Annotated in this window: 11 protein-coding genes; 7 read left to right on the forward strand and 4 right to left on the reverse strand. The window is 52.4% G+C overall.

Features of this window, described 5'->3' with window-relative positions:
- Window positions 1–34: 34 nt before the first annotated feature.
- A complete protein-coding gene (gene mgtL, locus HEN33_RS05565) occupies window positions 35–88 on the reverse strand; it encodes a mgtA regulatory leader peptide MgtL (protein ID WP_001387276.1) in 54 nt (17 codons plus the stop codon).
- 125 nt (window positions 89–213) lie between these two features.
- On the opposite strand from mgtL, the gene treR reads away from it, so the two are divergent.
- The 5 genes from treR (at window position 214) to nrdG (ending at window position 7,594) form a co-directional block, all read left to right on the forward strand.
- On the forward strand, window positions 214–1,218 hold the full coding sequence (gene treR, locus HEN33_RS05570) for a trehalose operon repressor TreR (protein ID WP_265327855.1): 1,005 nt from the start codon (window positions 214–216) through the stop codon (window positions 1,216–1,218).
- 118 nt (window positions 1,219–1,336) lie between these two features.
- Window positions 1,337–2,758: a PTS trehalose transporter subunit IIBC gene (treB, locus tag HEN33_RS05575; RefSeq protein ID WP_072156972.1), complete on the forward strand. Its 1,422-nt coding sequence runs from the start codon at window positions 1,337–1,339 to the stop codon at window positions 2,756–2,758.
- Between the two features lie 49 nt (window positions 2,759–2,807).
- On the forward strand, window positions 2,808–4,463 hold the full coding sequence (treC, locus tag HEN33_RS05580) for an alpha,alpha-phosphotrehalase (RefSeq protein WP_176262774.1): 1,656 nt from the start codon (window positions 2,808–2,810) through the stop codon (window positions 4,461–4,463).
- 393 nt (window positions 4,464–4,856) lie between these two features.
- Window positions 4,857–6,995 carry an anaerobic ribonucleoside-triphosphate reductase gene (gene nrdD / locus HEN33_RS05585; RefSeq protein WP_000187805.1) on the forward strand — a complete coding sequence of 713 codons (2,139 nt, stop codon included), beginning with the start codon at window positions 4,857–4,859 and terminating at the stop codon, window positions 6,993–6,995.
- 134 nt (window positions 6,996–7,129) lie between these two features.
- Window positions 7,130–7,594: an anaerobic ribonucleoside-triphosphate reductase-activating protein gene (nrdG, locus tag HEN33_RS05590; RefSeq protein ID WP_001106235.1), complete on the forward strand. Its 465-nt coding sequence runs from the start codon at window positions 7,130–7,132 to the stop codon at window positions 7,592–7,594.
- A gap of 44 nt (window positions 7,595–7,638) precedes the next feature.
- Here the strand turns inward: nrdG and cybC are convergent, their stop codons facing one another.
- Entirely contained in the window at window positions 7,639–8,025 is a 387-nt protein-coding gene (gene cybC, locus HEN33_RS05595) for a cytochrome b562 (protein ID WP_176262775.1), read from the reverse strand.
- 52 nt (window positions 8,026–8,077) lie between these two features.
- Window positions 8,078–9,430: a metalloprotease PmbA gene (gene pmbA, locus HEN33_RS05600; protein WP_001162171.1), complete on the reverse strand. Its 1,353-nt coding sequence runs from the start codon at window positions 9,428–9,430 to the stop codon at window positions 8,078–8,080.
- Window positions 9,431–9,523: 93 nt separating this feature from the next.
- On the opposite strand from pmbA, the gene yjgA reads away from it, so the two are divergent.
- The gene (yjgA, locus tag HEN33_RS05605) at window positions 9,524–10,075 is read left to right on the forward strand and encodes a ribosome biogenesis factor YjgA (RefSeq protein WP_000166277.1); all 552 of its coding nucleotides are present in this window, start codon (window positions 9,524–9,526) and stop codon (window positions 10,073–10,075) included.
- A gap of 150 nt (window positions 10,076–10,225) precedes the next feature.
- On the opposite strand, the gene mpl is transcribed toward yjgA, so the two are convergent.
- On the reverse strand, window positions 10,226–11,599 hold the full coding sequence (mpl, locus tag HEN33_RS05610; RefSeq protein WP_001219783.1) for a UDP-N-acetylmuramate:L-alanyl-gamma-D-glutamyl-meso-diaminopimelate ligase: 1,374 nt from the start codon (window positions 11,597–11,599) through the stop codon (window positions 10,226–10,228).
- A gap of 175 nt (window positions 11,600–11,774) precedes the next feature.
- Between mpl and fbp the strand changes: the two genes are divergently transcribed.
- Window positions 11,775–12,773 (forward strand): class 1 fructose-bisphosphatase, encoded by a 999-nt coding sequence (gene fbp, locus HEN33_RS05615; RefSeq protein WP_000853753.1) that lies wholly within the window; start codon window positions 11,775–11,777, stop codon window positions 12,771–12,773.
- Window positions 12,774–12,796: the final 23 nt, after the last annotated feature.

Consider the following 12,796-nt stretch of genomic DNA (forward strand, 5'->3'; position numbering starts at 1 on the left):
CTTACGCATCCGGTAACGCCGTGAAAAGACGGACTTACCGGAAAAGTTTTAATCTCCGTCGAGGGAGAGGCGTGGGATCAGGTTCCATATAACCTCCGGTAAGTGAAAAAAGCGCCGCAAATAATAAGGAGAATCCAATAATATTCGTGGCATTTATGGCGATATAATACCTACTGGCAACTAAACCAACGATAAACCAGACTTTACCCATTGCTGAATGCACGGGTAAAGTTAGGCTCAAATAATGAAACGCAATTACGGGACAACAGGATGCAAAATCGGCTGACCATCAAAGACATCGCGCGCTTAAGCGGCGTGGGGAAATCTACGGTTTCCCGAGTGCTGAATAACGAAAGCGGCGTGAGTCAGCGCACGCGCGAGCGCGTGGAAGCAGTGATGAATCAGCATGGATTTTCCCCTTCCCGCTCTGCGCGCGCTATGCGTGGGCAAAGCGATAAAGTGGTCGCCATCATTGTTACCCGTCTGGATTCGTTGTCAGAAAATCTCGCCGTCCAAACCATGCTGCCAGCGTTCTATGAACAAGGTTACGACCCGATCATGATGGAAAGTCAGTTTTCTCCGCAATTAGTTGCCGAACATTTGGGGGTGCTGAAACGGCGTAATATCGACGGCGTAGTGCTGTTCGGTTTTACCGGCATAACCGAAGACATGTTAGCCCACTGGCAGTCATCGCTGGTTCTGCTGGCGCGTGACGCAAAAGGCTTTGCTTCGGTCTGTTATGACGACGAAGGGGCAATCAAGATCCTGATGCAACGGCTGTATGACCAGGGACATCGTAATATCAGTTATCTCGGCGTACCGCACAGTGACGTGACGACCGGTAAGCGACGTCACGAAGCCTACCTGGCGTTCTGCAAAGCGCATAAACTGCATCCCGTTGCCGCTCTGCCAGGCCTTGCGATGAAGCAAGGCTATGAGAACGTAGCAAAAGTGATTACGCCTGAAACTACCGCGTTACTGTGCGCAACCGACACGCTGGCACTTGGCGCAAGTAAATACCTGCAAGAGCAACGCATCGACACCTTGCAACTGGCGAGCGTCGGTAATACGCCGTTAATGAAATTCCTCCATCCGGAGATCGTCACCGTTGACCCAGGTTACGCCGAAGCTGGACGCCAGGCGGCCTGCCAGTTGATCGCGCAGGTAACCGGGCGCAGCGAACCGCAACAAATCATCATCCCCGCCACCCTGTCCTGATCGTTTCCTGAACGATAAATTGTGATCTTCGCTGCGTTTCGGGAACGTTCCCGTTTTTAAATTTTTCCGCGCAATATATTCTGCAGCCAACCAAAAATGTCATCTGCCATGGGGCTTTATGATGAGCAAAATAAACCAAACGGATATCGATCGGTTGATTGAACTGGTGGGCGGGCGCGGCAATATTGCGACGGTGAGCCACTGTATTACTCGTCTGCGCTTTGTCCTCAACCAACCGGCCAATGCCAGACCGAAAGAGATAGAGCAACTCCCCATGGTGAAAGGCTGTTTCACCAATGCCGGGCAATTTCAGGTGGTAATTGGCACCAACGTGGGTGATTACTATCAAGCGTTGATAGCGACGACCGGACAGGCGCAGGTTGATAAAGAGCAGGTGAAAAAAGCTGCCCGGCAGAATATGAAATGGCATGAGCAGTTGATCTCTCATTTCGCGGAGATCTTCTTCCCGCTGCTGCCCGCGTTGATTAGTGGTGGTTTGATCCTCGGTTTTCGCAATGTGATCGGCGATTTGCCCATGAGCAACGGTCAAACGCTGGCGCAAATGTACCCTTCCCTGCAAACGATCTACGATTTTCTATGGTTGATCGGTGAAGCGATCTTCTTCTACCTGCCGGTCGGAATTTGCTGGTCAGCGGTGAAAAAAATGGGCGGCACGCCGATCCTCGGTATCGTGCTTGGCGTGACGCTGGTTTCCCCACAGTTGATGAACGCTTATCTGCTCGGGCAGCAGCTACCGGAAGTATGGAACTTTGGCATGTTCAGCATCGCCAAAGTGGGCTATCAGGCACAGGTTATTCCGGCACTGTTAGCCGGGCTGGCGCTGGGCGTTATAGAAACTCGCCTTAAGCGTATCGTGCCGGATTATCTCTATCTGGTGGTGGTGCCGGTCTGTTCGCTGATCCTCGCGGTGTTCCTCGCCCATGCGCTGATTGGTCCGTTTGGTCGCATGATTGGCGATGGCGTTGCCTTTGCGGTGCGTCACCTGATGACCGGCAGCTTTGCCCCCATTGGTGCGGCATTGTTTGGCTTCCTTTACGCACCGCTGGTGATCACCGGCGTACACCAGACCACGCTTGCTATAGATTTGCAGATGATTCAAAGCATGGGTGGCACGCCAGTGTGGCCGCTTATTGCGCTGTCGAATATCGCTCAGGGCTCCGCCGTGATAGGCATTATCATTTCCAGCCGCAAGAACAATGAACGCGAGATCTCCGTGCCTGCCGCTATCTCCGCCTGGCTTGGGGTCACTGAGCCTGCAATGTACGGCATCAACCTGAAATATCGCTTCCCGATGCTGTGCGCGATGATTGGTTCTGGTCTGGCTGGATTGCTATGTGGTCTGAACGGCGTTATGGCGAATGGCATCGGCGTAGGCGGCCTGCCGGGAATTCTCTCTATTCAACCGAGCTATTGGCAAGTGTTTGCGCTGGCAATGGCTATCGCCATCATCATCCCGATTGTACTCACCTCGTTTATCTACCAGCGGAAATACCGCCTGGGTACGCTGGACATTGTTTAATTTTCTTCGGGGCGCAATTGCGCCCCCTCGCATTTGCAGGAATAACGTAATGACGAATCTTCCCCACTGGTGGCAAAACGGCGTTATCTACCAGATTTATCCCAAGAGTTTTCAGGACACCACGGGTAGCGGCACCGGTGATTTACGTGGCGTTATCCAACGCCTGGACTATCTGCATAAACTGGGCGTCGATGCTATCTGGCTAACCCCCTTTTATGTCTCTCCCCAGGTCGATAACGGATACGACGTAGCGAACTATACGGCGATAGATCCCACTTACGGTACGCTGGACGATTTTGACGAAATGGTGACGCAGGCGAAATCACGCGGCATTCGTATCATTCTCGATATGGTGTTTAACCATACCTCTACCCAACATGCCTGGTTTCGCGAGGCGCTGAACAAAGCAAGCCCTTACCGCCAGTTTTATATCTGGCGCGATGGTGAACCAGAAACGCCACCGAATAACTGGCGTTCAAAATTTGGCGGTAGTGCGTGGCGCTGGCATGCGGAAAGCGAACAGTACTATTTGCATCTCTTTGCACCAGAACAGGCGGATCTCAACTGGGAGAATTCGGCGGTACGCGCCGAGCTGAAAAAAGTCTGTGAGTTCTGGGCCGATCGCGGGGTCGACGGGTTGCGCCTGGATGTGGTGAATCTGATCTCCAAAGACCCGCGTTTCCCTGAAGACCTGGATGGCGACGGACGTCGCTTCTACACCGACGGGCCAAGAGCACACGAGTTTTTGCACGAGATGAACCGCGATGTGTTTACGCCTCGCGGTTTAATGACCGTGGGTGAAATGTCCTCCACCAGCCTTGAGCATTGCCAGCGATACGCGGCACTAACAGGCAGTGAATTGTCGATGACCTTTAATTTTCATCACCTGAAGGTCGATTATCCCGGTGGTGAAAAATGGACGCTGGCTAAACCTGACTTTGTGGCGTTGAAAGCATTGTTCCGCCACTGGCAACAAGGAATGCACAACGTGGCATGGAATGCCTTGTTCTGGTGTAACCACGATCAGCCGCGCATTGTTTCTCGTTTTGGTGATGAAGGGGACTACCGCGAACCTGCGGCAAAAATGCTGGCGATGGTGCTGCATGGCATGCAGGGAACGCCATATATCTATCAGGGCGAAGAGATTGGCATGACTAACCCACATTTCACGCGCATTACTGACTATCGCGACGTGGAGAGCCTCAATATGTTTGCCGAACTGCGCAACGATGGGCGTGACGCCGAGGAGTTATTGGCAATCCTCGCCAGTAAATCCCGTGACAATAGTCGCACGCCAATGCAATGGAGCAACGGCGATAATGCCGGGTTTACAACGGGTGAACCGTGGATTGGCCTGGGCGATAACTATCAAGAAATCAACGTAGAAGCCGCGCTGGCCGATGAGTTCTCGGTGTTTTACACCTACCAAAAGTTAATCGCACTGCGTAAGCAAGAAGCCGTCCTGACATGGGGCAATTACCAGGATCTGCTGCCAGACAGCCCTGTATTGTGGTGCTATCGCCGTGAATGGAAGGGGCAAACCTTGCTGGTCATTGCCAACCTTAGCCGTGAGATCCAACCCTGGCAGCCAGGGCAAATGCGCGGAAACTGGCAGCTTGTGATGCATAACTACGAAGAAGCCTCAGCACAACCCTGTGCCATGACTTTACGGCCTTTTGAGGCCGTCTGGTGGTTACAGAAGTAAGTATCCGCTAAGCCCCGGTAATACTGGTCATTCCGGGGTTTTGCCTTTCAGTATGTTGTTTTTGTTGATTTTATAATCAAAAAATTCATTAAAAAATTTACATAACGCTGTAGCGCCCGTCATCCGTACGCTCTGCTTTTTACTTTGAGCTACATCAAAAAAAGTTCAAACATCCTTGATGCAAAGCACTATATATAGACTTTAAAATGCGTCCCGACCCAATATGTTGTATTAATCGACTATAATTGCTACTACAACTCCCCACGAAAAAGGTGCGGCGTTGTGGATAAGCGGATGGCGATTGCGGAAAGCGCCGGAAAACGAAACGAAAAAACCGGAAAACACCTTTCCCAATTTCTGTGGATAACCTGTTCTTAAAAATATGGAGCGATCATGACACCGCATGTGATGAAACGAGACGGCTGCAAAGTGCCGTTTAAATCAGAGCGCATCAAAGAAGCGATTCTGCGTGCAGCTAAAGCAGCGGAAGTCGATGATGCAGATTATTGCGCCACTGTTGCCGCGGTTGTCAGCGAGCAGATGCAGGGCCGCAGCCAGGTGGATATCAACGAGATCCAGACCGCCGTTGAAAACCAGCTGATGTCGGGTCCATACAAACAACTGGCTCGTGCTTACATCGAGTACCGTCACGATCGCGACATTGAACGTGAAAAACGCGGTCGCCTGAATCAGGAGATCCGTGGTCTGGTCGAGCAGACCAACGCCTCGTTGCTCAACGAAAACGCCAACAAAGACAGCAAGGTGATTCCAACCCAGCGCGACCTGCTGGCCGGGATTGTGGCTAAACACTATGCACGTCAGCACCTGCTGCCGCGTGACGTGGTGCAGGCGCATGAGCGTGGCGATATTCACTATCACGATCTCGATTACTCGCCGTTCTTCCCGATGTTCAACTGCATGTTGATCGACCTGAAAGGTATGCTGACCCAGGGCTTTAAGATGGGGAACGCCGAGATTGAACCACCGAAGTCGATCTCTACGGCAACCGCGGTAACTGCGCAGATTATTGCTCAGGTCGCCAGTCATATTTATGGCGGCACCACCATTAACCGTATCGATGAAGTGCTGGCACCGTTTGTCACCGCCAGCTACAACAAACATCGCAAGACCGCAGAAGAGTGGAACATCCCGGACGCCGAAGGCTACGCTAACTCTCGTACCATCAAAGAGTGCTACGATGCCTTCCAGTCGCTGGAGTACGAAGTAAACACCCTGCACACCGCCAACGGTCAAACACCGTTTGTGACCTTTGGTTTTGGTCTGGGCACCAGCTGGGAGTCTCGCCTGATTCAGGAGTCTATCCTGCGTAACCGTATCGCGGGCCTCGGTAAAAACCGCAAAACTGCGGTGTTCCCGAAACTGGTGTTTGCGATTCGCGATGGCCTGAACCATAAAAAAGGCGATCCGAACTACGACATCAAACAGCTGGCGCTGGAGTGTGCAAGCAAGCGCATGTATCCGGATATCCTGAACTACGATCAGGTAGTGAAAGTCACCGGTTCGTTTAAAACCCCGATGGGCTGCCGTAGCTTCCTCGGCGTGTGGGAAAATGAAAACGGCGAACAGATCCACGATGGTCGTAACAACCTCGGCGTGATCAGCCTGAACCTGCCGCGCATTGCGCTGGAAGCGAAAGGCGATGAAGCCACCTTCTGGAAGCTGCTGGATGAACGTCTGGTGCTGGCACGTAAGGCGCTGATGACCCGTATCGCTCGTCTCGAAGGCGTTAAAGCGCGCGTGGCCCCGATCCTCTATATGGAAGGTGCTTGTGGCGTTCGTCTGAATGCTGACGACGACGTTTCTGAAATCTTCAAAAACGGTCGTGCGTCTATTTCGCTGGGTTACATCGGCATCCACGAAACCATTAACGCGCTGTTTGGCGGCGAGCATGTGTATGACAACGAGCAGCTGCGCGCGAAAGGTATCGCCATTGTTGAACGTCTGCGTCAGGCGGTGGATCAGTGGAAAGAAGAAACGGGTTACGGTTTCAGTCTCTACAGCACGCCAAGTGAAAACCTGTGCGACCGCTTCTGCCGCCTCGATACCGCGGAGTTTGGCGTGGTGCCGGGCGTGACTGATAAAGGTTACTACACCAACAGTTTCCACCTCGATGTGGAGAAGAAGGTAAACCCGTACGACAAGATCGACTTTGAAGCGCCTTACCCGCCGCTGGCGAACGGTGGCTTCATTTGCTACGGCGAATATCCAAACATTCAGCACAACCTGAAGGCGCTGGAAGATGTCTGGGATTACAGCTATCAGCATGTACCGTATTACGGCACCAATACGCCGATTGATGAGTGTTACGAGTGTGGTTTTACCGGTGAGTTTGAGTGCACCAGTAAAGGCTTCACCTGCCCGAAATGCGGTAACCATGACGCCTCCCGTGTGTCGGTGACTCGCCGCGTGTGCGGATATTTAGGTAGCCCGGATGCGCGTCCGTTTAACGCTGGTAAGCAGGAAGAAGTTAAGCGCCGCGTTAAACATTTGGGAAATGGGCAGATCGGTTAATCTTCACTCTGCGCTAAGCAAATGCCGGATGCGGCGTAAACGCCTTATCCGGCCTACATTTGGCAACGGCTGTAGGCCTGAGGCGTTGATTGCCTGATACCGCCTACACGCGGACTGATAAGCCAGGCGAAATAATGAATTATCATCAGTACTATCCTGTCGACATCGTCAACGGCCCCGGCACTCGCTGCACCCTGTTTGTCTCCGGGTGTGTTCATGAATGCCCCGGTTGCTATAACAAAAGCACCTGGCGGGTAAATTCCGGTCAGCCATTTACCAAAGCAATGGAAGACCAGATCATTAACGATCTGAATGACACCCGCATCAAACGCCAGGGTATTTCCCTCTCCGGCGGCGATCCGCTGCATCCGCAAAACGTGCCGGATATTCTGAAACTGGTACAACGCATCCGCGCCGAATGTCCTGGTAAAGACATCTGGGTGTGGACAGGCTATAAACTCGACGAACTCAACGCTACGCAAATGCAGGTTGTTGATTTGATTAACGTGCTGGTCGACGGCAAATTTATGCAGGATCTAAAAGACCCTTCCCTGATCTGGCGCGGCAGCAGCAATCAGGTGGTGCATCATTTGCGATGATAAGTTCCCTGTTACCTGAGTGCAGGCAACAGGGAAATAAGGAATTAACGATACTTCTGGTGATAGGCGTTGCGGGTCGTTTTCAGTTGCTCTGCGGCAGCCTGCGCTTCTTTTACTTTACCTTCATTAGCCAGCTTCAGCGCGTCATCAATCTGACCGACCAGAATGTCGAAACCGTGGCGGAAGTCTTTCATCTCCGGGCTGTCTGGCGATTTGCCTTCGAGCTTGGGCGGCGTTGCTTTTTGCGCATCCAGCGCCGCTGCGCGCATTTTGGTTAACGCGTCTTTGACTTGCGCCGCGTTATCGGCTTTTTCGACCACTTTTAAATTGCCGTTGAGGGTTTCCATATTGTCTTCAAGATCAGCGGCAAACGACGCCGAACTGAATACCAACGAGGAGACTGCAAGAATAGCTAACAGGCTTTTACGCATTGCTCACTTCCTTTTTCTTATTAAGATTTGGCGCGGCAGGTCGCGCCTTTTTTTACTGCCCGGCGATTTTCATCTCCGGCAACAGCACAGAACCACACTGTATATTGCTGCGTGTTTCAATATCGTTACCGACGGTGACAATATTGCGCCACATATCTTTTAAATTACCTGCGATGGTGATTTCGCTAACCGGATACTGAATTTCGCCATTCTCTACCCAGAAGCCCGCAGCACCACGGGAATAATCACCGGTAATGGCACTCACTCCCTGGCCCATCAGTTCCGTCACCACCAGCCCGGTGCCCATCTCTTTGAGCATTTGTTCGAAGCTTAGCCCTTGCCCGGCAATTCGCCAATTATGAATACCGCCCGCATGTCCGGTGCTTTTCAGCCCCAGTTTACGTGCGGAATAGCTGGTCAGCAGCCACTGGGTCAGAATGCCATCTTTAATAATATCGCGACGCTCGGTGCGCACACCTTCGCTGTCGAATGGTGTAGATGCCAGTCCTTTCAGCAGATGCGGATGCTCTTCAATGGTCAGCCAATCCGGCAGAATTTGTTTACCCAGCGAATCCAGCAGGAAGGTGGATTTACGGTAAACCGATCCACCCGCTATCGCCCCCACCAGATGCCCAAAAAGTCCGGTTGCCACTTCATTGGCAAAAATTACCGGCGCTTTCATGGTGGAAAGTTTACGCGGTGACAGGCGCGATAAAGTACGACGAGCACAATCGGCCCCGACCCACTCTGGCGTCTGCAGATCGCTCATCGCGCGACCAATGGTGTAGGCGTAATCACGCTCCATATCGCCATTTTCTTCGGCAATTACGCAGCTTGAGAGTGAATGACGCGTTGAGCAATAACCCTGCAACATGCCGTGGCTGTTGCCAAAAACTTTTACGCCGTAGTGGCTGTTAAAACTGCCACCTTCGGTATTGGTAATACGCTTGTCCGCCTGTAATGCTGCCTGTTCTGCGCGAGCCGCCAGTTCAATAGCTTCATCCGGGGAAACTTCCGCAGGGTGAAACAAGTCGAGATCCGGCGCGTCAAAGGCCAGCAGCTCTTTGTCTGCCACGCCGGCACAGGGATCTGGCGAGGTATAACGGGCAATATCCAGCGCTGCCTGTACGGTGCGGGCAATGGCCTGCGGACTTAAATCGGTAGACGATGCGCTGCCTTTGCGGTTCTGGTGATAAACAGTGATCCCCAGCGCGCCATCGCTATTGAATTCGACATTCTCCACTTCGCCATATCGCGTGCTAACGCTAATGCCGGTGGTCTTGCTGACGGCAACTTCCGCACCGTCCGATTTGCCTGAGGCCAACTCCAGCGCAGTGGAAACTGCTTCTTCCAGAATCTTGCGCTGCGCTTCAACTTGAGAGATTACTTTCATTGCAAGTGCCATAATGTAGAGAGTTTCTCTGAAGTCTAACAGAGAACCGTTTTTCAGTGCGCATCTTAACTGGTAACATTAGCCTCTTTTTTTAAGGAGCCTGAGATGACTAAGCAGCCCGAAGACTGGCTCGACGACGTTCCCGGTGATGACATCGAAGACGAAGACGATGAAATTATCTGGGTCAGTAAAAGTGAAATTAAACGTGATGCCGAGGAGCTAAAACGCCTTGGCGCAGAAATTGTTGATCTGGGGAAAAACGCACTGGATAAGATCCCGTTAGACGCGGATCTGCGTGCGGCTATTGAGCTCGCCCAGCGTATTAAGATGGAAGGTCGCCGCCGCCAGTTGCAGCTCATCGGTAAGATGCTGCGCCAGCGCGACGTAGAACCGATCCGTCAGGCGCTGGATAAGCTGAAAAACCGCCACAACCAGCAAGTGGTGTTGTTCCATAAACTGGAAAACCTGCGCGATCGTCTGATCGAGCAAGGTGATGACGCCATCGCTGAAGTATTGAATCTGTGGCCCGATGCCGATCGTCAGCAACTGCGTACTCTGATCCGCAACGCGAAGAAAGAGAAAGAAGGGAATAAGCCGCCGAAATCCGCGCGCCAGATTTTCCAGTATCTGCGTGAGTTAGCGGAAAACGAAGGGTAATTTTCGTTGTTGATGTGAGTATGGTTTGCCGGATGCGGTGCACCTATAGGCCTGATAAGACGCATCAAGCGTCGCATCAGGCACTATGCTCAAATGCCGGATGCGGCGTGAACGCCTTATCCGGCAATACTATATCAGGCTGAGGCAGAATTACTGCGCGGCTTCCGCTTTCTTCGCTAGCCCATCCAGCAGTTTCTGATGAATTCCACCAAAACCGCCGTTGCTCATCACCAGAATATGGTCGCCAGGCTGAGCGGTTTTCACCACCATATCTGCCAGCGTATCCACATCGCCACTCCAGTGTGCAGGCTGAACGCAGGCTTCTGCCACTTCTGCCACCTGCCAAGGAATATGCGCCGGTTGCAGCAAGAAGACTTCATCGGCACGACCTAATGAAGGTGCCAAATCGTCTTTGCAGATCCCCATTTTCATGGTGTTTGAGCGCGGTTCCAGCACGGCAATAATGCGCGCCGTACCGCCAACTTTGCCGCGCAGCGCCGCCAGCGTTGCCAGAATCGCCGTCGGGTGATGGGCAAAATCGTCATACACCGTCACGCCATTTGCTTCACCGCGCAACTCCAGACGACGACGAGCGTTAATAAACGAACCCAGCGCGTTAGCAGCATCTGCTGGCGCTACGCCAACATGACGGGCCGCCGCAATCGCCATCAGGCCGTTGTGCATATTATGTTCGCCCACCAGCGACCATTTCACTTCGCCCACTTTTTCGCCATCCAGCAAGACTTCCCATTCGGAAGCGTCAGTGGTTAGCTTTTTCGCCTGCCAGTGCCCCTGCTCGCCCACCAGCTCCTGCTCGCTCCAGCAGCCCATCGCCATGGTCTGTTTCAGGTTGATGTCGTTTTCCGGCCAGATAATACGCCCCTGCCCCGGAACGATACGCACCAGATGGTGGAACTGTTTCTGGATCGCTTTCAGGTCGTCAAAGATATCGGCATGATCGAACTCAAGGTTGTTGAGGATCAGCGTGCGCGGGCAGTAATGGACAAATTTAGAGCGTTTGTCGAAGAAGGCGCAGTCGTACTCATCCGCTTCGATAACAAAGAAGTCGCTTTCGCCTAAACGTGCCGAAACGTCAAAGTTCCCCGGAACACCGCCGATCACAAAACCCGGTTTATAGCCACACTGTTCCAGAATCCAGGTCGCCATTCCCGCGGTGGTGGTTTTGCCGTGTGTACCGGCAACGGCCAACACCCAGCGGTCACGCAGCACAAAATCGTGCAGCCACTGCGGGCCAGACATATAAGGGATGTTTTTTTCCAGTACCGCTTCCACACACGGATTTCCACGGGTCATGGCGTTGCCAATAATCACCAGATCCGGCTGCGGGTCGAGCTGGCTGGCATCGTAACCCTGAATCAGTTCAATGCCTTGCTTCTCAAGTAAGGTGCTCATCGGCGGATACACATTGGCGTCCGAACCCGTTACTTCATGGCCTAACTGGCGCGCCAGCATCGCCAGACCGCCCATAAACGTGCCACAAATTCCTAAAATATGAATGCGCATACGTCACTATCCTTTTTTAATCTGGCGCTCATTTTACGCATATGTCGGGCAAGTGAGAAACGCATTTCAGGATAATCCGTAATTTGCTGGCGCGATTCACCTGAGCGCAACATTGAGATTATTTGTTAAGATTGTTGCGGTCGCTTTACTCCATAAACATTGCAGGGAAAGTTTTATGAAAACGTTAGGTGAATTTATTGTCGAAAAGCAGCACGAGTTTTCTCATGCTACCGGTGAGCTCACTGCTTTGCTGTCGGCAATAAAACTGGGCGCCAAGATTATCCATCGCGATATCAACAAAGCAGGACTGGTTGATATCCTGGGTGCCAGCGGTGCTGAGAACGTGCAGGGCGAGGTTCAGCAGAAACTCGACTTGTTCGCTAATGAAAAACTGAAAGCCGCACTGAAAGCACGCGATATCGTTGCGGGCATTGCCTCTGAAGAAGAAGATGAGATTGTCGTCTTTGAAGGCTGTGAACACGCAAAATACGTGGTGCTGATGGACCCACTGGATGGCTCGTCCAACATCGATGTTAACGTCTCTGTCGGTACCATTTTCTCCATCTACCGCCGCGTTACGCCTGTTGGCACGCCGGTAACGGAAGAAGATTTCCTCCAGCCTGGTAACAAACAGGTTGCGGCAGGTTACGTGGTATACGGCTCCTCTACCATGCTGGTTTACACCACCGGATGCGGTGTTCATGCCTTTACTTACGATCCTTCGCTTGGCGTTTTCTGCCTGTGCCAGGAACGGATGCGCTTCCCGGAGAAAGGCAAAACCTACTCCATCAACGAAGGAAACTACATTAAGTTTCCGAACGGGGTGAAGAAGTACATTAAATTCTGCCAGGAAGAAGATAAGTCTACCAACCGCCCGTATACCTCACGTTATATCGGTTCACTGGTCGCGGATTTCCACCGTAACCTGCTGAAAGGTGGGATTTATCTCTACCCAAGCACCGCCAGCCACCCGGACGGCAAACTGCGTTTGCTGTATGAGTGCAACCCGATGGCGTTCCTCGCGGAACAAGCGGGCGGTAAAGCGAGCGATGGCAAAGAGCGTATTCTGGATATCATCCCGGAAACCCTGCACCAGCGTCGTTCGTTCTTTGTCGGCAATGACCATATGGTTGAAGATGTCGAACGCTTTATCCGTGAGTTCCCGGACGCGTAAATGAGTTAACGCCGGAGCAGTCC

This window comes from Escherichia sp. 94.0001, assembly GCF_013369155.2.
In the GTDB taxonomy this organism is placed as follows: domain Bacteria; phylum Pseudomonadota; class Gammaproteobacteria; order Enterobacterales; family Enterobacteriaceae; genus Escherichia; species Escherichia coli_F.

Excerpts from the sequence above, each read along its gene's own strand:
- treB (WP_072156972.1), top strand. The coding sequence starts at position 1,337 with ATGATGAGCAAAATAAACCAAACGGATATCGATCGGTTGATTGAACTG.
- treC (WP_176262774.1), top strand. The coding sequence starts at position 2,808 with ATGACGAATCTTCCCCACTGGTGGCAAAACGGCGTTATCTACCAGATT.
- nrdD (WP_000187805.1), top strand. The coding sequence starts at position 4,857 with ATGACACCGCATGTGATGAAACGAGACGGCTGCAAAGTGCCGTTTAAA.
- nrdG (WP_001106235.1), top strand. The coding sequence starts at position 7,130 with ATGAATTATCATCAGTACTATCCTGTCGACATCGTCAACGGCCCCGGC.
- cybC (WP_176262775.1), bottom strand. The coding sequence starts at position 8,025 with ATGCGTAAAAGCCTGTTAGCTATTCTTGCAGTCTCCTCGTTGGTATTC.
- pmbA (WP_001162171.1), bottom strand. The coding sequence starts at position 9,430 with ATGGCACTTGCAATGAAAGTAATCTCTCAAGTTGAAGCGCAGCGCAAG.
- yjgA (WP_000166277.1), top strand. The coding sequence starts at position 9,524 with ATGACTAAGCAGCCCGAAGACTGGCTCGACGACGTTCCCGGTGATGAC.
- mpl (WP_001219783.1), bottom strand. The coding sequence starts at position 11,599 with ATGCGCATTCATATTTTAGGAATTTGTGGCACGTTTATGGGCGGTCTG.
- fbp (WP_000853753.1), top strand. The coding sequence starts at position 11,775 with ATGAAAACGTTAGGTGAATTTATTGTCGAAAAGCAGCACGAGTTTTCT.